Origin of the sequence: Halomonas sp. HG01 (assembly GCF_000968715.2) — a bacterium.
GTDB lineage: Bacteria > Pseudomonadota > Gammaproteobacteria > Pseudomonadales > Halomonadaceae > Halomonas > Halomonas halophila.
Window position 1 is genome coordinate 2,443,959 of the sequence record NZ_CP022134.1, and the last position, 19,198, is coordinate 2,463,156.

At 70.0% G+C, this 19,198-nt stretch carries 16 protein-coding genes; 12 read left to right on the forward strand and 4 right to left on the reverse strand.

The features are described 5' to 3' along the window. The first annotated feature begins 4 nt into the window (after nucleotides 1–4). The 4 genes from UN84_RS11555 to UN84_RS11570 all read left to right on the forward strand — a co-directional run bounded on the left by UN84_RS11555 (nucleotide 5) and on the right by UN84_RS11570 (nucleotide 3,480). The gene (locus UN84_RS11555) at nucleotides 5–1,381 is read left to right on the forward strand and encodes a YcjX family protein (protein WP_046080049.1); all 1,377 of its coding nucleotides are present in this window, start codon (nucleotides 5–7) and stop codon (nucleotides 1,379–1,381) included. Then, on the forward strand, nucleotides 1,378–2,442 hold the full coding sequence (locus tag UN84_RS11560) for a TIGR01620 family protein (RefSeq protein ID WP_173835002.1): 1,065 nt from the start codon (nucleotides 1,378–1,380) through the stop codon (nucleotides 2,440–2,442). The genes UN84_RS11555 and UN84_RS11560 overlap by 4 nt, the downstream gene beginning before the upstream one ends. Before the next feature lie 74 nt (nucleotides 2,443–2,516). Continuing rightward, nucleotides 2,517–2,957 (forward strand): universal stress protein, encoded by a 441-nt coding sequence (locus UN84_RS11565; protein WP_035597241.1) that lies wholly within the window; start codon nucleotides 2,517–2,519, stop codon nucleotides 2,955–2,957. A 79-nt stretch (nucleotides 2,958–3,036) separates the two neighbouring features. Then, complete coding sequence (locus UN84_RS11570; protein ID WP_046080046.1) at nucleotides 3,037–3,480, forward strand: universal stress protein; 444 nt, start codon at nucleotides 3,037–3,039, stop codon at nucleotides 3,478–3,480. Nucleotides 3,481–3,493: 13 nt separating this feature from the next. On the opposite strand, the gene UN84_RS11575 is transcribed toward UN84_RS11570, so the two are convergent. Continuing rightward, nucleotides 3,494–4,675 carry an AGE family epimerase/isomerase gene (locus tag UN84_RS11575; protein ID WP_046080045.1) on the reverse strand — a complete coding sequence of 394 codons (1,182 nt, stop codon included), beginning with the start codon at nucleotides 4,673–4,675 and terminating at the stop codon, nucleotides 3,494–3,496. 107 nt (nucleotides 4,676–4,782) lie between these two features. After that, on the reverse strand, nucleotides 4,783–5,580 hold the full coding sequence (locus UN84_RS11580; protein ID WP_046080044.1) for a Cof-type HAD-IIB family hydrolase: 798 nt from the start codon (nucleotides 5,578–5,580) through the stop codon (nucleotides 4,783–4,785). Between the two features lie 165 nt (nucleotides 5,581–5,745). Between UN84_RS11580 and UN84_RS11585 the strand changes: the two genes are divergently transcribed. The 3 genes from UN84_RS11585 (at nucleotide 5,746) to UN84_RS11595 (ending at nucleotide 9,959) form a co-directional block, all read left to right on the forward strand. Then, nucleotides 5,746–7,686, forward strand: a complete 1,941-nt coding sequence (locus tag UN84_RS11585) for an exoribonuclease II (protein WP_046080043.1) — start codon at nucleotides 5,746–5,748, stop codon at nucleotides 7,684–7,686. Between the two features lie 175 nt (nucleotides 7,687–7,861). Then, nucleotides 7,862–8,974, forward strand: coding sequence for a glycosyltransferase family 4 protein (locus UN84_RS11590; protein ID WP_046080042.1), 1,113 nt, complete (start codon nucleotides 7,862–7,864; stop codon nucleotides 8,972–8,974). Beyond that, nucleotides 8,967–9,959: a lysylphosphatidylglycerol synthase transmembrane domain-containing protein gene (locus UN84_RS11595; protein WP_046080041.1), complete on the forward strand. Its 993-nt coding sequence runs from the start codon at nucleotides 8,967–8,969 to the stop codon at nucleotides 9,957–9,959. The genes UN84_RS11590 and UN84_RS11595 overlap by 8 nt, the downstream gene beginning before the upstream one ends. A 25-nt stretch (nucleotides 9,960–9,984) precedes the next feature. On the opposite strand, the gene UN84_RS11600 is transcribed toward UN84_RS11595, so the two are convergent. Both UN84_RS11600 and UN84_RS11605 read right to left on the reverse strand, forming a co-directional pair. Continuing rightward, a complete protein-coding gene (locus UN84_RS11600) occupies nucleotides 9,985–11,298 on the reverse strand; it encodes an HlyD family type I secretion periplasmic adaptor subunit (RefSeq protein ID WP_046080040.1) in 1,314 nt (437 codons plus the stop codon). After that, nucleotides 11,282–13,033, reverse strand: a complete 1,752-nt coding sequence (locus UN84_RS11605; protein ID WP_237022316.1) for a type I secretion system permease/ATPase — start codon at nucleotides 13,031–13,033, stop codon at nucleotides 11,282–11,284. Before UN84_RS11605 ends, UN84_RS11600 begins: the two co-directional genes overlap by 17 nt. Before the next feature lie 262 nt (nucleotides 13,034–13,295). Between UN84_RS11605 and UN84_RS17480 the strand changes: the two genes are divergently transcribed. From UN84_RS17480 to UN84_RS11630, 5 genes are all read left to right on the forward strand, one after another. Further along, nucleotides 13,296–15,164 carry a cellulose binding domain-containing protein gene (locus UN84_RS17480; RefSeq protein ID WP_046080038.1) on the forward strand — a complete coding sequence of 623 codons (1,869 nt, stop codon included), beginning with the start codon at nucleotides 13,296–13,298 and terminating at the stop codon, nucleotides 15,162–15,164. A 200-nt stretch (nucleotides 15,165–15,364) separates the two neighbouring features. Beyond that, on the forward strand, nucleotides 15,365–17,404 hold the full coding sequence (gene siaA / locus UN84_RS11615) for a biofilm regulation protein phosphatase SiaA (RefSeq protein WP_046080037.1): 2,040 nt from the start codon (nucleotides 15,365–15,367) through the stop codon (nucleotides 17,402–17,404). Nucleotides 17,405–17,416: 12 nt separating this feature from the next. Further along, the gene (gene siaB, locus UN84_RS11620) at nucleotides 17,417–17,950 is read left to right on the forward strand and encodes a biofilm regulation protein kinase SiaB (RefSeq protein WP_046080036.1); all 534 of its coding nucleotides are present in this window, start codon (nucleotides 17,417–17,419) and stop codon (nucleotides 17,948–17,950) included. A 13-nt stretch (nucleotides 17,951–17,963) separates the two neighbouring features. Next, nucleotides 17,964–18,353 (forward strand): biofilm regulation phosphoprotein SiaC, encoded by a 390-nt coding sequence (gene siaC / locus UN84_RS11625; RefSeq protein ID WP_046080035.1) that lies wholly within the window; start codon nucleotides 17,964–17,966, stop codon nucleotides 18,351–18,353. Further along, nucleotides 18,350–19,144, forward strand: a complete 795-nt coding sequence (locus UN84_RS11630; RefSeq protein WP_046080034.1) for a diguanylate cyclase domain-containing protein — start codon at nucleotides 18,350–18,352, stop codon at nucleotides 19,142–19,144. The genes siaC and UN84_RS11630 overlap by 4 nt, the downstream gene beginning before the upstream one ends. Nucleotides 19,145–19,198 lie beyond the last annotated feature (54 nt).

Below are 19,198 nucleotides of genomic sequence, written 5' to 3' on the forward strand. Positions count from 1 at the left end.
CCCCATGCCCCGAAACCTGACACGCGACCTGCTCGAGCGTGGCCGCGACCGCCAGCTGCGCCTGGCGGTCACCGGCCTGTCACGGGCGGGCAAGACCGCCTTCCTGACCTCGCTGATCGACCAGCTCCGCCACGCCGGGCTCGAGGCCCGCCTGGACCTGCTGCCCGCGGCGCGGGAAGGCCGACTGCTGGGCGCCCGCCGGGTCGAGCAGCAGGATCTCGGCGTGCCGCGTTTCCCCTTCGACCGAGCACTCGCCGCCCTAGACGCCGACCCGCCGCAGTGGCCGGCGCCGACCCGCGGCATCAGCGAGCTGCGCCTGTCGATCCGCTACCGCCCGAGCCGCCCCGGCTGGATCGGCGGCGACACCCGCCAGCTGACGCTGGACCTGTTCGACTATCCCGGCGAATGGCTGCTCGACCTGCCGCTGTTGGAACACGACTTCGCCAGCTGGTGCCGGGCCCAGCGCTTCGACGGCGAGCGCGCCGCGCTGTTTGCCGGCTGGCAGCGCGAGGTGGCAGACCTGGACCCGGCCCAGGAAGTCGACGAGGCGCGCCTGGCCGAGATCGCCGAACGCTACGCCGAGGGCCTGCGGGCCGCCCGCGAGGCCGGCTTCTCGGACCTGCAGCCGGGCCGCTTCCTGCTGCCCGGCGAGCTCGAAGGCGCCCCGGTACTGCAGTTCTTTCCCCTGCCGGGGCTCGACGAGGCCGATCCGGCCGTGCTGGCGCAGCTGCCGCCCGAGAGCCTCTACGCCACCCTGGCGCGGCGCTTTCGCCACTACCAGCAGCACATCGTCAAGCCGTTCTACCGCGATCACTTCCGGCGCTTCGACCGCCAGATCGTGCTGGTCGACGTGCTGGGCGCGCTGAACGCCGGCCCCGAGCGCTTCGAGGACCTGTCGCGGGCGCTGACGCGGCTGATGCAGAGCTTCGACTACGGCCGACGCAGCCTGCTCTCGCGGCTGTTCGCCCCGCGCATCGACCGCCTGGCCATCGCCGCCACCAAGGCCGACCACGTGACCCCCGAGCAGCATCCGCGCCTCACCGGGCTGCTCCAGGCGCTGCTGGCCGAGCCGCTCAAGGATCTGCGCTTCGCCGACGTGCCGGTGCGCGCCCTGAGCCTGGCCGCGATCCGCGCCACCGAGGCCCGCGAGGTCGACCACCGCGGCCAGCGCCAGCCGGTCCTGCGCGGCACCACCCTCGAGGGCGAGGACACGCTGCTGTTTCCCGGCGAGGTGCCGGCCACCCTGCCCGACGCCAGCTTCTGGCGCCGCCAGGGCTTCACCTTCACCGCCTTTCGCCCCCAGCCCCGCGCCGGCGGCGCCCTGCCGCACATTCGCCTGGATGCCGCCCTGGAATGGCTGATCGGAGACAAGCTGACATGACCGCGCCCCGTGAATCCGACCCGCGCCCCGCCCAGCGCTTCACGCTGGAGACCGAACCCGCCCCGAAGGCGCCCGAAACGCCGGCCCCGGAGCATCTGTTCGATCCGACGCAGGCCCATCATCCACTGACGCCGGCGGAGCCGGACGCCGCTCCCGGCGAAAGCGAGGCCGCCGTCACCGCCGGTCTGGCGCCGCCGAAGCGCCGCCGCTGGGGCCTGCTCGGGCTGCTGGTCGCGGGGCTCGGCCTGGGCGCCGGCGAGCTCGCGCTGTCGATGCCCGCAGCGCTGGTCGAGGGCGACTGGCTGGGCCTCGGCTGGGGGCTGCTGGGCCTCGGCGCCATCGGCCTCGGCGGCGGTGCCCTGGCCCGGGAGCTGTGGCGGCTGCGTCGCCTTCGCCGCCACGAGCGGCTGCGCGAGACGCTCGGCGCGCTGCCGGAGGCCTCCAGCCGCCAGGCACACTCCACCGCCGACCAGCTGCGCCGCCAGCTGGGCCTGGATGAGGACCATCCGCACTGGCAGGCCTTTCTCGCCGCCCATGAGCCCCACCACGACGGCCGCGAGACCCAGGCCCTGCTGGCCCACCACCTGCTGGCCCCACGGGACCGCGAGGCGCGGCGGCTGATCTCGCGGATGAGCGGCGAGACCGCGGTGATGGTGGCGCTGAGCCCGCTGACCCTGGTCGACATGGCGCTGGTGGCCTGGCGCCACCTGTCGCTGATCGACCGACTCTGCCGGCTCTACGGCCTGGAGCTCGGCTATGCGGCGCGGCTGAGGCTGTTTCGCCAGGTGCTGCGCGACATGGCCTTCGCCGGCGCCAGCGAGCTGGCCAGCGAGGCCGGCATGGAATGGCTGTCGCTGAACCTGGCCGGACGCCTCTCGGCGCGAGCCGGCCAGGGCATGGCGGTGGGCCTGCTAGGGGCACGGCTGGGGCTGCGCGCCCAGCGGCTGACCCGCCCGCTGGCCTTCGACGAGGCCGAGCGGCCCCGCGTCGCCGACCTGCGCCGCGAGCTGTGGGGCAGGATGCGGCGCCTGGAGCGTCGCGAGCAGGACGACAAGCGTTGATGAGGATCATCCCAGGCGGCCCGATGGGGTCTAGGCTGTAGGGTATGCCCCCGGCCATGCCAAGGAGAGATCCCATGTTCCACACCATCCTCGTGCCCATCGACGGCTCCGAGCACTCGCGGGTGGCGCTGTGCGTCGCCTGCAAGCTGGCCCGCCAGGAGGACGGCCAGCTGATCCTGCTGCACATTCCCGAGGCCCTGCCCCACGAACCGCTGCTGGTCTGGGGCATCGGCGCGGTGCCGATGGAATCGACCCTGGAGAAGCGCGACGAGGTCGGCCAGGCCCTGCTCGACCACGCCACCGAGGAGGCCAGGACCCTGGGCGTCGAACAGGTCAAGCCGGTGCTGACCCGCGGCGACCCCAGCCAGAAGATCCTGGCCGCCGCCGAAGAGCACGGCGTCGATACCATCGTCATGGGCAGCCGCGGCCTCGGCGATCTCAAGGGCCTGGTGGTGGGCAGCGTGTCGCACAAGGTCAGCCACGGCGCCGACTGCCGGGTGATCACCGTCCACTGACCCAGGCCGGCAACGGGCCATCCGGCGATCGGACGGCTAGGCTGAAGGGGCGGTATTCTCAGTCCCGGAGGTGCTGGCCATGTTTCGAACGATCCTGGTGCCCGTCGACGGCTCGTCACACGCCCGAAAGGCGCTCTCCCTGGCCTGCCAGCTGCTGGCAGACCGCCAGGAGGCCTGCCTGCTGCTGCTCCATGTGCCCGAAGCCGCGCCCCACGACCCGCCGATGATGTGGGGCGTGGGCAGCGAGGCCGCGGCCGACTCCCGGGACGAACGCGAACGCCGCGCCCGGCAGCTGCTCGACACGGCCGCGGAGGAGGCCCGCGACCGGGGCGTGCGCCACGTCGAGCCCGAGCTGCGCTTCGGTGACCCCACCCGCACCATTCTCGAGCTGGCCGATGCCCGCAACGTGGATGCCATCCTGATGGGCAGCCGCGGCCTCAGCGACCTGCGCGGCCTGTTCACCGGCAGCGTGTCGCACAAGGTCAGCCATGCGGCGGAGTGCAGCGTGGTCACCGTGCACTGACGGGCCTACTCGCCTAGCCCCCTCGACGTGCCAGGGTCTCCATCACGGCCTGGCAGGCCCCCATGGCGTGATAGTCGACCTTGCCCGGCGGGCTCTTGAGGTCCGAGTAGCGCCGATTGTCCGGCGTCAGCACGCGATACCAGCCGCCGTGGCGATGGTCGATCAGGTGGCGCCAGCTGTAGTCCCACAGCCGCTCGTACCAGCGCCAGTAGACCGCCCGGCCGGTGCGCACGCCCAGCAGCGCCGCGGCCGCCAGGCTCTCGGCCTGCACCCAGTCATACTTGTCGCCGTCGCTGAGCCGCCCCGCCGGATCGAGGCCGGCGACCAGCCCGCCGTGGGTGCGATCCCAGCCCGCCGCCACGCTGGACAGGAACAGTCGCTCGGCGGCGGGCAGCAGCCAGGGCTCGGGGCGATGACGCTCCAGCATCACCAGCAGCTTGGCCCACTCGGCCTGGTGGCCGACCTGATAGCCCCAGGGACGGAACAGGTGAGCGGGCTCGTTGCGGTGATAGTCCCAGTCGGGCTGCCACCGGGCGTCGTAATGCTCCCAGATCCAGCCGTCCCGATGGTCGCGGCCGGCCAGCGTGAGGGCCCGGGCGATGGCCAGCGCCTGGTCGAGATAGCCACTCGCTCCCGTCGCCTCGAAGGCGGCGAGCAGGGCCTCGCAGCCGTGCAGGTTGGCGTTCTGGCCCCGATAGGGTGACAGCCGCCAGTGACGGTCGGCCTCATCGGCGAAGCGCTGCCAGCGCGACTCCCAGAAGCGCCGCTGCAGCAGCCGATGGGTGGCCTCGAGACCGTGCCGGGCCTCGTCGATGCCGGCCCGCAGCGCTTCGGCGTAGGCCAGCAGCACGCAGACCAGTCCGTAGCAGTGATGGGTGTCGTCCTCCACGATCCCGCTGTCCAGCGTCCAGGCATAGCCCTGGGTCGCCGTCTGGAAGTGCGCCTTCTCCAGATAGGCGAGCCCGTGGCGCACCCAGTGGCAGTATTCGTCGCCGCCGCCGTGACGGGCGTGGCGGGCATAGGTCACCACATAGCGGGCGCTGGAGACCAGGTGGCGATGGTCGTGATCGAGGATGGCGCCGTCATCGAGCAGGTAGTGGTAGAAGCCGCCGTGGGGATCGATGGCGCGGGGATGATAGAAGGCCATGGTGCGGCGGACCTGGGTCTCGAGAAAGGCCGGATCGTGGACGTTCATGGCGCCTCCCGACGACGTGTTCCTCAAGGATGGCCGCCCGGCGCGAGACGGGCGATACCACCATGGTGGCAACGCCCTGTCTCTCTCGTTCGTTCTCCTGCCCCCGCCTAGAGGGCGAAGCGCTCGGCCAGATGGCGCGCCACGGCCGCCTCGTCGTGATGGCCGATGCGACGCGCCCCGGGCAGGCGCGCGTCCAGCTCGGGATGGCCGTTGGCCATGATGTGGGCCTCGCCGGCCAGCGCCAGCATCTCGGTGTCGTTGAGGTTGTCGCCGAACGCCAGGCAGCGCTCGGCGGGGAGATCGAGCCGGCCGAGCAGCGCCGTCAGCGCGGTGCCCTTGTTGACGCCCTCGGCCATGATCTCCAGCGAGTTGCCCATCGAATAGGTCACGTGCAGCCGCTCGCCGGCGCGGCGACGCACCTCACCCTCGAGCTCGGCCAGGTGCCCGGGCTCGCCGATGTAGAGCACCTTGCCGACGCCCTCGGCGGCCAGCCGCTCCGGCGCCACCACTCGGTAGCCAAAGCCGGTGTGGGCATGCAGCGCCAGCAGCGTCGGCGCCTCGGCGTCGATCACCCACTCGTCGTCGTGATAGAGGTTCAGGCGCACGGCGTCGGGGCGCGGCAGGTCGATCAGCTCCCGGGCCAGCTCGGCCGGCACGTGGCGCGCCTCGAGCAGGCTGTCGTCGGGCGCGTGGGTGTAGGCGCCGTTGGTGCTGATGATGTGGGCGTCCACCCCCAGGCGGTCGCGAAACGCCAGGATGTCGCGATAGTGGCGCCCCGAGGCCAGGGCGATGTGGTGGCCGCGCGCCGCCAGGGCGCGCAGGGTGGCCACGGTATCGTCCGCCAGGGCGTGATCCGCGCCAAGCAGGGTGCCGTCGAGGTCGCTGACGATGAGATGGGCCGACATGGGCGGCGCCCTCCGCTGCAAAGAGTGTGCGCCCATTCTATCGGCTCCGCGTCGCGGGCTCACCCGGCCTCGCCACACCCCCGGCGACGATTGCTCGCCGCCCGATTGGCGCCGGCTGGCGGAATCCGTATAGTGACCCCCCTATCCCGCCAATCGATCGTGACCATGCTGCAGAACAACTCGGCGCTTGCTCAGCTCAAGCAACAGATCCGCGACAACACGCCCCGCGTCGAAGGGGTCATCAAGGCCACCGACCGCGGCTTCGGTTTCCTCGAGACCGACGACGGCGACTCCTACTTCGTGCCGCCCCCCGCCATGAAGCAGGTGCTCCACGGCGACCGTGTCGAAGCCATCCTCCACGAGGAGGGCGAGAAGAAGTCCGTGGAGCCGGACACTCTGATCGAGAGCGGCATGGAACGCTTCATCGCCCGCGTGAAGAAGCGCGACGGGCGCCTGTCGGTGATCCCCGATCATCCGTCGATGAATGCCCCGCTGAAGGCCCGGGTCAAGCGCAGCCTCGACGAGGCGAGCCTCGGCGAAGGTGACTGGGTCGTGGTGCGCCTGGTGCGTCACCCGCTCAAGCCCGAGGACCGCGGCTTCTTCACCCAGATCGATGAGCTGGTGGCCAAGACCGACAACCCGGCGGTGCCCTGGCGGGTGACCCTGGCGCGCCACGCCCTCGAGCAGGAATGCCCGGACGCCGGCGACGACTGGCCGCTGCGCGACGAGGGCCTCGAGCGCGAGGATCTGACCGCCGAGCCGTTCTTCACCATCGACGGCGAGAAGACCCGCGACATGGACGACGCCCTGCGCGTCGAGCGTCGCGAGGGCGGCGGCTGGACCCTGAACGTGGCCATCGCCGACCCGACCGCCTACGTCGAGGAAGGTCACGCCGCCGACCTGGAGGCCCGCACCCGCGCCTTCACCGTCTATCTGCCGGGCCAGAACGTCACCATGCTGCCCGAGGCGCTGGCCGATGACCTGTGCTCGCTGTGGGAAGACCGCGACCGCCCGGTGCTGGCCTGCGCGCTGAACATCGAGGCCGACGGTAGCCTGGGCGAGTACCGCTTCTTCGCCGCCACCGCGCGCTCCCACGCCAAACTGGTCTACGACAACGTCTCCGACTGGCTCGAGGGCCAGGGCGACTGGGCGCCGTCCGAGGCCATCGGCGAGCAGCTCGAGGCGCTGCGCGAGCTGACCGAGGCCCGCGCCGACTGGCGCGCCAAGCACGCCCTGGTGTTCAAGGACCGTCCGGACTACGTGTTCGACCTCGACGAGGCCGGCAACGTGCTGGGCATCCGCACCGAGGAGCGCCGCATCGCCAACCGCATGATCGAGGAATCGATGATCGCGGCCAACGCCTGCTGCGCCGACTTGCTGAGCCAACACGTGGGCCACGGCATCTTCAATGTCCATCGCGCCTTCGAGGCCGACAAGGCCGAGGCGGCCCAGGAATTCCTGGCCGGCCAGGAGATCCAGGTCGAGCTCGAGGCACTCACCGAGCTGCCCCGCTACAGGGAGCTCAAGCGCGAGCTCGAGGGCCGCGAGGACGCCTGGCTGGACGCGCGTCTGCGCCGCTTCCAGGGCTTCACCAACATGTCCGCCCAGCCCGGTCCGCACTTCGGCCTGGGGCTCGACGCCTACGCCACCTGGACCTCGCCGATCCGCAAGTACGGCGACATGGTCAACCACCGCCTGATCAAGCGCGTGCTCAAGGGCGAGCAGGCCCCGGCCGAAGCCAGCCAGGCACTCACCGAGCAGCTCACCGAGCGCCGCCGCCTCAACCGCCTGGCCGAGCGCGACGTCAAGGACTGGCTCTACGTGCGCTACCTGACGCCGTCCGCCGAGGCGGGCGAGAGCTTCGAGGCCGAGATCATCGCCATCAACCGCGGCGGCATGCGCGTGCGCCTGACCGCCAACGGCGCCACCGCCTTCATCCCGGCCCCGCTGATGCACAGCGACCGCGACAAGGTGGCGATCGACGACAAGGACGGCCGCATCCAGATCGAGGGCGTCGAGCGCTACAAGCTCGGCGACGTGATCCGCGTGGCCCTGACCGAGGCCCGCGAGGAGACCCGCTCGCTGGTCGGCCGCCCGGCCGAGTAAGCGCCCTCCCCGCACGATCCCTCGCACGTGAAACGGCGGCCCTCGGGCCGCCGTTTTGCGTTTCAGAGCCCCGCTTCCGTACTCCCGTGCTCGCGTTCCCGGCCCATGTCGTCGAACTGTCGCAAAGCCCGCGTAACGTGATGGTGGAACCATCGGCCCGCGCGGGAGGGACCCTTTGCATATCGCCGACGTCACCATGTTCCACGCCCCCTCGAGCGGCGGCGTGCGCACCTATCTCCAGGCCAAGCACCGCCGGATCGCCGAGACTCCCGGTCTGCGCTCGACCCTGCTCGTGCCCGGCGCCGAGCGCGACGCCCTCGACGACTGCCATACCCTGCCGGCGATGCGCCTGCCGCTGGGCCAGGGCTACCGCTTCCCGCTGCGCCGCTCCCCCTGGCGCCAGCGGCTGCTGGAGCTCGCCCCCGACCTGATCGAGGCCGGCGACCCCTACGTCACGCCCTGGGCTGCGCTGGAGGCCGGCCAGCGCCTCGGCGTGCCGGTGGTCGGCTTCTACCACTCCGACCTGCCACGACTGATGGGCGATCGCTTCGGCGGCGCGGTGCGCCGGCGCCTGGAGCGCTACGTGCGCGATCTCTACGGCCGCTTCGACGGCGTGATGGCGCCCTGCCGGGCCATGGCCGAGCGACTGGCCGAGTGGGGCGTGGAGAACGTGCGCGTGCAGCCGCTGGGCGTCGACCTCGACACCTTCCACCCCGACCGCGCCGATCCGGCCTGGCGGGCCTCGCTGGGGCTGCCCGCCGACACCCGGCTGCTGGTCTTCGCCGGGCGCTACTCGAGGGAGAAGAACGTCGACGTGCTGCTGCGCACCCTCCGGCGCCTGGGGCAGCCCTATCACCTGCTGCTGATGGGCCCGGGGATGCCGACCCGAGTGCCCGACAACGTGACCGTCATCTCGCGCTACTGCGATCGCCGCGAGGTGGCCCGGGCGCTGGCCTGCGCCGACGCCATGCTGCACGCCGGCACCCGCGAGACCTTCGGCCTGGTGGCGCTGGAGGCCATGGCCTGCGGCCTGCCGGTGGTGGCCGCCCGGGCCGGGGCGCTGATCGAGAACGTGCCGCTGGGCGGCGGGCTCCTGTGCACGCCCCACGACGACGGCGCCATGGCCGAGGCGGTCGAGGCCCTGTTCGACCACGACGTCGCTGCCGGCGGCCGGCACGCCCGCGGACAGGTGGAGCGTCGCTTCCACTGGAACCGGGTGATCGACGACCTGCTCGGCTACTACGCCACCCTCATGCCCGGCGAGCGCGCAGCGCTGAGGCATGGCTGAGCGTCGCCGACACTACGGCGGGTGGCTGGCCGCGGCGCTGGTGCTGGCCCTGGCCGTGCCGCTGATGATCGGCGGCCGCGACGCGCTGACGGCGCTGGGCGACTTTCCGCCGGGCAGGCTGGCGGGAATGCTGGCGCTGGTGGTGCTGTGCTGGAACCTCAACGCCCTGCGCCTGAGGCTGCTGCTGGCGGGCCGTGCCGGCCCGCTCGGCCAGCGCGGCGCCCTGGGGATGGTGATGTCCACCGAGTTCGCCATCTGCGCCACCCCGGGCGGCAGCGGCGGGCTGCCGACCCTGCTCGCGCTGCTGGCCCGACGCGGGCTGCGCCCCTCCCGGGCCTCGGCGGTGTTCATGGTCGACCAGTGCTGCGACCTGCTGTTTTTCCTGTCCGCGCTGACCACCCTGGTACTGGTGTCGCTGGCCACGGCCGTGCCCTGGCCCCATCAGTGGCTGCTGGTCGCCGCCATCGTCGCCCTGCTCCTGCTGCTGGCGACGGGGGCGATGCTGATCCGACATCTGCCGGCGCTGCTGCGCCGTCTAGGAGCATCGCGGAAGCGGCGCCCTCGCCTGGCCCGGCGACTGCTCGGCTTTCGCCAGGCGCTGGTCGCCACCCTGGCCCTGCCCCGCCCGGTGCTGATGCTGGCCATGGCCAGCTGCGCCGCCCACTGGCTGACGCGCTACAGCCTGCTCTACCTGGCGCTTGCCGGCCTGGGCGCCGACGTGGCCTGGAGCTGGGCCTTCCTGGTGCAGATGCTGTCGATGGCGGCCGGCCAGCTGAGCCTGCTGCCCGGCGGCACCGGCGCCGCCGAACTCGGCACCGGCATGCTGCTGATCCCGCTGGTCGGCCAGGCCACCGCCGGGGCCGCCATCGTGATCTGGCGCTTCGTCACCTTCCACTGCTACCTGCTGGCCGGCGCCCCGGTGTTCCTGGCCATGATCGGCCTGCCTCGACGCCGCGGCACGCCTGATGGCGACCGGGCCGGCTGAGCTGGGCGGACTGAAGCGATCCGGCTCAGTCGGCCCGCATGGCCCGGGCCAGCATGTCGGTCACCGGCTTGGCCAGGTAGCTGGCGAAGGTGCGACTGGCGGTCTGCAGCCGCACCTCGGCGGGCATGCCCGCCTGCAGCCGCATCGCTTCGGGCATCGACTGACGCTCCGCCTCGCTGACCCGAACCCGCATCTCGTAGTAGCGCTGGCCGCTGCGCTCGTCGGTGAAGCTGTCGGCGGACACCCGCTGCACCGTGCCGTCGAGGAGTTTCGAACGGCGACGGTTGAAGGCACTGAAGCGGATCTCCGCCGACTGGCCGGGATAGACGCCGTCGATGTCGCGGTCGTCGACCCGGGCCTCGACCACGAAATCCCCGCCGCCCGGGACGATCTCCAGCAGCGTGGTGCCGGGCTCGATCACCGCGCCGCGGGTATGCACCACCAGGCCGACCACGGTGCCCGCGGCCGGCGCCTCGACGACGGTGCGGCGACGCTGGTCGCGCAGCGCGGTCATGCGCTCCTCGGCGTCGGCGATCTGGCGCCGGGTCTCGCGCAGGCGCTCGCCCACCTCCTGGCGGAACTCCTCGACGCGCACCCGCTTCTTCAGGTCGTTCTCGCTGATCTGCGATCTCAGCCGCGCGATCTCGGTGCGATGCTGTTCGATCTCGCCCTGATACTGCAGCACCTCGCGCTCCAGCTCTCTCAGCCGGCGATTGTCGCCCAGCCCGTCCTTGAACAGCGAGCGATAGGCCTCGGCGTCCTCACGCAGCGAGGCGAGCTGCTCGCGGCTGACCCGGATCATCGCCTGGCGCCCTTCGATGCGCTGAAGCAACTGCTCGCTCTGCTCCTCAAGCGATGCCAGCGCTCCCTCCAGGGCCTCGCGCCGCGACAGGAAGAGCCCGCGCTGCACCGCCTTGAGCTGCGCGATGCGCGGCGAGTCGGCGTCGGCCAGCTCGTCGGGAAACGTCAGACGCTCGTCGCCGGCCTGCTCGGCCATCAGCCGGGTCTCGGCGGCGCGATTGATCAGGAACTGCGAACGCGCGATCTGCAGCCGCGACTCGACCTGGGTCGGGTCGAGTACCAGCAGCGTCTGTCCTTCGTCGACGCGATCGCCCTCCTCGACCGCGATGCGTCGCACGATGCCGCCCTCGAGGTGCTGCACCGTCTTCTTGAACGAGGCCACCTCGACACGGCCGGGGGCGATCACCGACACGGCCAGCTCGGCCGAGACCGCCCAGCCGCCGAAGCCGAGCACGCAGACCAGCACCAGCGCCAGCCCCGCGAGGCGATACCGGCGGTCGTCGACCGGCGGCCGAGGGTCATCATGAGTCGGCTGCATGGGCGCCTCCCTGACCGGTCGCTTCGCGGCGTCCCTGTCGCCGGGTCGCCATTCGCTCCAGCACTCGATCCCGCGGGCCGAACAGCGGCACCCGGCCGTCGTCCAGCACCAGCAGTCGGTCGACCCGCTTCAGCACGCCACTACGGTGGCTGATCACCAGCAGGGTCACGCCGTCCCGCCGCAAGGCCTCCATGGCCTCGGCCAGGGCCTGTTCGCCGCGATGGTCCAGGTTGGCATTCGGCTCGTCGAGCACCACCAGCACCGGATCGCCATACAGCGCCCGCGCCAGGCCGATGCGCTGGCGCTGGCCGGCGGAGAGCAGACCGCCGCCCGGCGCCAGCCAGGTATCGTAGCCCTCGGGCAGCCGCAGGATCATGTCGTGCACCCCGGCGCGGCGCGCCGCCGCGATCACCCGCTCGCCATCGACCTCGGCGAAGCGGGCGATGTTCTCCGCGATGGTGCCGGCAAACAGTTCGACGTCCTGGGGCAGGTAGCCGAGGTGTGGCCCCAGGGCTCCACGATCCCAGCGCGCGATATCGGCGCCGTCCAGCCGCACGCATCCTTCCTGGGCCGGCCACACGCCCAGCGCCAGGCGCGCCAGGGTCGACTTGCCGGCGGCGCTGGGGCCGATGATGCCGACCTGCTGCCCCGGGGCGATATCGAGATCGATGCCGGCCAGGATGGGCCGTTGTCCGCCCGGCGGCCCGGCGGTCACGCCCTCCAGCGTCAGCCGCCCGCGGGGAGCCGGCAGCGACATGGGAGGCGCGAGCGGCGGCGCCTCGCGGAAGATCACCTCGAGACGACGATAGGCGGCCCGGGCCGCGACAACGCTGCGCCAGCTGCCGACCAGCTGATCGACCGGCGACAGCACGCGGCCCAGCAGGATGGAACCGGCGATCATCATGCCGGCGCTGATGCGCTCCTCGAGCACCAGCCAGGCACCGAGCCCCAGGATCATCGACTGCAGCAGCAGCCGCAGCGCTCGGGTGAGGCTCGACAACATGGCCGCCCGGTCGCTGGCCCTCGACTGCTGCCACAGCCCGCGGCGATGATGCGACAGCCAGCGCCCGGCGATGCTCGGCAGCATGCCCATGGCCTCGAGGGCCTCGGCGTTGCGCAGGTTCTCCGCCGCCCGCTGACGGGAGGCCGCCATCTCCTGCTCGGCCCCCTCCAGCCAGCCACGGGTGGCCTTTTCGCTGGTGACCACCAGCGCCAGCAGCAACAGGCCGGCCACGGCAGCGAAGACACCGAACCAGGGATCGAACAGGAACAGCAGGGCCAGATAGACCGGCACCCAGAGCACATCGAAGAAGGCCAGCAGCGCACCTCCCGCCAGCCCCTGACGCAGGCTGGCGAGATCGTCCAGCGGCCCGGCCCCCTGCCCGCCCGCCTGACGCAGACCGCGACGGAACATCGCCGCGTGCAGGGGTTCGACGACCCGCTCGTCGAGGCGATTGGCGAGGCGCACCAGCACGCCCGCTCGCACCCACTCCAGCCCGCCGATCACCACGAACAGGAAGACCGCCAGCAGCGTCAGCATCAGCAGGGTCGCTTCGCTGCCCGAGGTGATCACACGGTCGTACACCTGCAGCATGTACAGCGCGGGCGTCAGCAACAGCACGTTGAGACACAGGCTGAAACCCGCCACCCACAGCAACGACCCACGGCACGCCTGGCGCGCGCTCTCCAGCGGCGTCTCGGCATCCTTCCGGCCCTTCCCTCGCCCGCTCAACACCTCAGTGGCTCTCCCATGCCATGGTCCGTCCTCACTTATCAGCCGCTATATTGACGCTATTTTTTGCTTATACAACACTAAAAATGGCGCCTATGTAGCGCCAGACGCCGAAAAATAACCGTCATCAAACCCTCACTTCAACCCATGGGATTCGTCTCAAGATGACGACAGAGAAATTTAGGAATTTCGATAAAAACCTATCGATAATTCAGGGTATTAATACCCTAAATCTTCGCCACCTCATGACAAGGGGATTCAATAAATGAGTTCGACAATCGAGGTAGAAACTTCGACCTCCGCCGAGGAGCTCGAGAGCCTGATACGGGAAGCCGATTCGGGCACGACCTTCCAGCTTTCCGCCGGTGAATTTCGCTTCGATGATTCGATTACCATCGAACGCTCCGATATCTCCCTGATCGGTGCAGGATCCGGCGAGACGCGTCTGACCTTCACCGACGAGGCACTGTCACGGGATGACGACCAGGCGATTCACCTGGACGGCAGCGATAACACCGGCATCGGCACCCTGTCGTCGGATGCCGACAGCGGTGATCGACGGCTGACGCTGAATGACAGTTCCGACCTTTCCATCGGCGATACCATTCGCATCTGGCAGGACAACGACGACGCCTTCTTCGACGACATCGGTGACAGTTCCTGGCGCAAGGTCGAGTACGCCGAACTGCGAACCAGCATGGCCAGGATCACCGATATCGACGGCGATCAGGTCACGCTTGACCGGGGCGTGCGATTCGATTTCGCGGAGGGAGACACCCAGGTGGAACGCCTGGAGAGCGTCGATGACGTCACCCTGGAGGGCTTCAGCCTGCACTTCGAGCTGGGCGAGGCCGACCCGTCGCACTTCGAGAACGCCAGGGACGATCTGAGCGGCTATCACGCCGTACATCTCGAAGGCACGGTGAACGCCCGGCTCGACGACATTCAGGTCATCGAGGGGCCCTCCACCGCCTTTCGTTTTTCCCGTGCCCTGGACACCAGAGCCGAGGATCTCGAGGCCCATGGCGCCTTCAACAAGGGAAGCGGCGGCAACGGCTATGCCTACGAGCTGCACGAGAGCTACGACGGCGTCTTCACCGGGCTGGAGGACAGCGGCATGCGCCACGGCCTGCTGTTCGCCTCCTGGCGCTCGTCGGCCGGCAACGAGGTCGAGATCGCTTCCACCGACCGCGATGTGAACTTCCACGGCGGCCGGGATCACGACAACAGCGTCCACGTGCGGCAATCGATCCGCGATCCCGAGGCGGACGCGCTGTCACCGGCGCTCTACGTCAACGAGGACGGCGAGAGCTTCGGTGCGCCGACCGATCCCGACGCCAACGAGGTGGTCTTCGACTACCTGATCGGCACCCGTCGCTCGGACGAAGTACAGGGCTCTGATGACGGCGTCTACCTGAACGGTGGCCTGGGCCATGACCACCTCCGAGGCGGCAGCGGCAACGACCTGCTCCAGGGTGGGCCGGGCGACGACTGGTACGACGGCGACGATCGCCTGGACGGCGGCGAAGGCGTCGACACCGCGCGCTATACCGGCGGCATCGACGATCACGAGATCGCGATGTCCGATGACGGCGTGATCATCACCGGCAAGGGCAGCGAGGATACCCTCACCGACATGGAGTTCGCGGTCTTCGGTGATGGCATCACCCTGCACACGGCATCGGGCAACCTGTTCCGCGGCGACCCCATCGACGCGCCTGAGCCCGGGGAGATCCTCGACGGCGACGGGATCAGGCCCGCCATCCTGGAGGACGACGCCGAGCTGCTGGTGACCGGCAACGTCACCAGCCAGTGGTCCTCGGGCTACGTGGCCGAGGTCTTCATCGAGAACGTCTCCGATGACGACATCGTCGATCCGCAGGTCGGTTTCGACCTGCCCGCCGATCTCGACACCCTGTGGAACGGCGTCGTCGCTGAAGCCGACGGCGGCTATCGGGTGCAGGACAACAACGCCAACACCCTGTCCCCGGGGGACGCCTGGCGCTTCAGCTTCAAGGCCTACGGCGATGACGAGCTGCCCGCCGAGATGAGCGCCGAGACCGGATCGGGGCAGTCCCTCGAGGTTCAGGTACTTGGCCTGGGCAACACCAGCGTGGAGGAAGTGGCCGGCTAGTACCGCCTCGCATTCCCCTCTCTCTATTCCGCCACCCGCACGCAGGGAATCCAACGGATTCCCTGCCTCATGCCGGGTACGCTTGATCATCTCTTCGCGGTACCAAGTTTCTTGCCCGTCAGGATATGGCATAGTAGTCACAAATCATTACAAAGCCGTCCTCCGGACCTTCGGGCGGAATTGCGCAAGGAACACCATCAATGGCCCAACGCTGGGGACTGCGTGGCCAGTCCACCCTCACGCTGCTGCTGGCCTGCCTGCTGGCGCTGATACCGGCGCTGCTGATCGGCTGGCAGGCCGTCGATGAGGCGCGTCGCCACTTCGCCACCCGCTACGCCGAACAGTACACCCTGCTGCACATGCAGGAGATTCTCGCCCCGGTCTCCCGTGAGCTGGCCCTGGCGCGCCGCTTCGCCGACTCGGTGGTCACCCGGGAGTGGCTGGATGCGACGGACGACGTCGAACGGCGCGATCGCTTCTTCCGCGAGGCCGAGGGCTTTCGCGATCAGTTCAGCGGTGACGCCTACTTCGTGGTCGACCATGACAGCGGCGACTACTACTACAACGACGCCGAGGCGCCCGAGAGCCGTCAGCCTCGCTATCGGCTGTCGCCCGACGATCCGGAAGACGCCTGGTACTTCGATAGCATCGCCAGCAACGCCAGCTACAACATCAACGTCAACGTCGATGGCAAGCTGGGGCTGGCCAAGGTGTGGCTGAACGTGGCGATACGCGACGGCGACCGGGCACTGGGCATGGCCGGCGGCGGGCTCGACCTGAGCCGCTTCCTCGACGACTTCCTGCGCGACAGGGCCCCCGGCCTGACGCCGATGATCGTCGACAACCGTGGCGCCATACAGGCGCACCCGGACCGCGATCGGCTGGCCCTGAACTCCGCCACCCAGCGCCGGCTCGATGGCGACGTGCCGCGCCTTCAGATGCTGGTCGACGACGCGGCCCAGCGCCAGCGGCTGGAGGATGCCATGCTCGAGGCGCGGCGCCGCCCCGGCACGGTGCTGCAGCTCGACCTCAACCTCGAGGGTCGGCCCCGCACCCTGACGCTGGGCTACCTTCCCGAGCTGCAGTGGCTGTTCGTTTCGGCTCTCGATCTGGAAAGCGCGCCGGTGTTCGAAGGCCGCTGGTTCTGGGCGCTGCTCGGCGCCCTGGCACTGGTGCTGACCCTGCTGATGGCCGGTGTGGCCTACGGCATCGAGCGACTGATCCTCGGCCCGCTGCGCCGCCTGCAGCATTCCGCCCAGGCCATCGCCGACGGCGACTACGCCAGCCACCTGCCCACCGAACGCGGCGACGAGATCGGCGAGCTGTCGCGGGCCTTCGCCCACATGGCCGGACAGGTGGAGCGGCACACCCAGGAGCTCGAGGCCACGGTCCGGCACCGCACCCGGGATCTCGAGGCCACCAACGCCGAGATGGCCGCCGCCCAACGCCAGATCGACGCCTCCCTCGAGTACGCCAGCATCATCCAGCGGGCCATCCTTCCCCGCCATCAGCTGGAGACTCACCTGGCCGGCCATCAGGCCGTGCTGTGGCGCCCGCGGGATCAGGTCGGCGGCGACATCTACGTCTTCCGCGCCACCGAGGCCGGCTACCTGATGGGCGTCATCGACTGCGCCGGCCACGGCGTCCCCGGCTCGCTGATGACCATGCTGGCCCGGGCCATCGTCGACCACGCCATCCTCAAGGTCGGCGCCGACGACCCGGCGGCCATTCTCAACGAGACCGACCGCCAGAACCGCGCCACCCTGCAGCGCGAGAGCCTGCCGGCCTCGATCGCCACCAACATGGACATGGGCCTGGTGTGGGTCGAGCGCGACGCCGGGCGCCTGACCTTCGCCGGCGCCAAGATGTCGCTCTACGCCAGCGACGGCGCGCATCTCGAGGTACATCCTGGCGGCAAGCGCGCCCTGGGCCAGAAGCGCACCATGGTGCACGAGAACCACATCATGCCGCTGCGCCGGGGCTGGACCTACTCGCTGTGTTCCGATGGCTTCCTCGATCAGGCCGGCGGCGAACACGGCTTCGGGTTCGGCAACCGCCGCTTCGAGGCCATGCTCAAGCGCCATGCCGACGCCACGCTGGATGACCAGATCGCCGCCTTCGAGGCGGAGCTGGACGCCTACCGAGGCGATCACGCCCAGCGCGACGACATCACCCTGCTATGCTTCCGCTTCGACACGCCACCCGATGACGGCGCGCTCGCTCACGCCTCACCCACCTGACCCGGAGACGTCATGGATCTGCTGACCCTGCGCGACACCTACCTTCAGCAGCGCATCATGCTGTGCTTCAACGGCCCGATCTCGCGCAGCCTGATCGAGGAGATCGGCCATGCGCTGCGCAACTACCTGAACAGCCAGTCCGCCGCCCCCTCCTCGGCCATGGACGTCTTCGCCGTCTACATCGAGATGACCCAGAACATCCGCCACTACGCCCGCGAACAGGGCTACGGCGAAGAGGACGCCACGGCCACGGTCGCCGTGGCCCGTGACGAGGATGGCCGCTATCTGGTCTCCGCCGGCAATCTGGTGGAAGACGCCGACGGCCAGCGCCTGGTCGAAGCCGTGGAGAGCCTGGCCGGGCTCGATGCCGTCGAGCTCAAGCGTGCCTACAAGCAGCAGCTGCGCCGCCCCCGCGACGAGGCCGCGCCGAGCGGTGCCGGCCTGGGACTGATCGACATGGCCCGCAAGTCATCGCGCCCCCTCGAGGCCTCGCTGCAGCCGCTGTCCGCCGGCCGCAGCTTTCTCAGCCTGACAGCCACCATCTGAACGGTCTTTCCCCATGAGCCAAGATCTGACTCTCCCCGGCAGCGCCTCCACTCCCGCCATCCAGAGCGACTGGCAGGCAGGCCGGCTCACGATGCAGGGCGATTCCTATCCGGAGAATTCCTTCGATCTCTTCGACCAGGTCATCACCTGGGTCGAGGCGTTCCTGGGGCAGGAAGCACGCCCCCTGAGGCTGGACCTGCAGCTCGTCTACCTCAACACCAGCTCGGTCAAGGCGATGATGGACATCTTCGACCTGCTCGAGGAGGCCCACGAAAGCGGCCGCGAGGTCGGCGTCGAATGGCGCTACGACCCGCGCAACGAGCGCATCGCCGAGCTGGCCGAGGAGTTCAAGGAGGACTGCAGCTATCCCTTTGCCATTCGCCCGCTCGAGGTGAGCACGTGAGCGCCCGGGACGAGGCCCTGCTCGCCGAGGTGGCGGCGCTGCTGCAGGACGACGCCCATGGCGACCACCCGCTGCACGAGGCGCTACGACGCCTCTATCATCACCATCTGGCGCAACGCGAGCGGCTGGAGCGAATGATCGCCATCGCCGACGGCTTTCAGCAGGGCGCCCAGGAGGACCTGCACGCGACCCGCCAGCAGCTGGAGCGACAACAGCAGCGTCAGCGCAAGCTGTCTCGCATCGCCGACCGCTTTCAGGACTTCCTGCTCGAGCGCAACCAGGAGCTCGAGGACGCCTCTGGGCTGGACCCGCTGACCGGACTTTTCAACCGCCGCCGTCTCGACGAGCAGCTGGTGACGCTGGTCTCGCGCGCCATCCGGCATGACCGTCCCCTGAGCCTGGCGATAATCGACATCGATCATTTCAAGGGCATCAACGACCGCTATGGTCATGCGGCCGGCGACCGGGCGCTGGTCGCCCTGGCCGGCGCACTGACGAACACGCTGCGCGGTGACGATCTCTGCGGCCGCTGGGGCGGCGAGGAATTTCTTGTGGTGCTGCCGGACACCCGCCTCGACCAGGCCGAATCGCTGCTCGTCCGGCTCGGCGAGCGGCTCCGCCATCTCGACCTGGCACTGGACGACGCGCACCGCCCGACCACCGTGACCGCCAGCATCGGCGTCGCCGAGCACCGCCCCACCGAAGCCTACCAGGACACCATCCGCCGCGCCGACCAGGCACTGCTGAGCGCCAAGGGCGAGGGGCGCGACCGCACCCGCCGAGCGAGCTGAGCCCCTCACCCAGCCACTCGCCGCGATCACGAAAAAGGGCACCCCGAAGGGTGC